At 41.4% G+C, this 601-nt stretch carries 1 pseudogene; it reads left to right on the top strand.

What is annotated here, in order from left to right:
* Positions 1-159: 159 nt before the first annotated feature.
* A pseudogene (locus R8O10_RS26240) lies at positions 160-601 on the top strand (haloacid dehalogenase-like hydrolase); the annotation flags it as partial.

Here is a 601-nt window from a genome sequence, read left to right as displayed (position 1 = left end):
CGGGCCAATAGGTCCGCTTTTTTATTTCATTGAATTTTATGAATCTTTTGGGCTTTCAAGTAGGAATATTCCGAATAAGACATTGTTGTGACCAAGGGCGAATTTTTTCTTCGAGAATGCTCCATTATTAAACTCCCCTATATAAAGAGTTTACAACTGATGAAAAATTACCTCTTGAATGTTTTTACGCTCGCTGTCGCGGTGATTTCATTTCCGCTTTTGGCGCAAAATAGTGACCCATTGCCTTCGTGGAACGACGGTCAAACCAAACAAGCAATTATCCAATTTGTCAGTGATGTTACTGACGCTAACTCTCCCAATTTTGTTGCTCCTCAAGATCGTATTGCCACTTTTGATAACGACGGAACGTTATGGTCAGAAAAGCCGATGTACTTCCAAATCTTGTTTGTGCTCGACCAAATTAAAGAGCAAGCGGCTAGCCACCCTGATTGGAAGACGACTAAACCATACTCACTGGTGTTAAGCGGGCAGATAGATAAGCTGAGCTTAGAAGATGTTCTAACCATGGTGCAAAAAACGCATTCAGGAATGAGCAGCGATGAGTTCACTTCTATTGTACAGGCTTGGATAAGTACGGCTA

The organism is Vibrio sp. 1727, assembly GCF_033344415.1.
GTDB classification, from domain to species: domain Bacteria; phylum Pseudomonadota; class Gammaproteobacteria; order Enterobacterales; family Vibrionaceae; genus Vibrio; species Vibrio alginolyticus.
The sequence above is the reverse complement of the archived record's forward strand: the minus strand, read 5'-3'. Positions and strand labels throughout refer to the sequence as shown.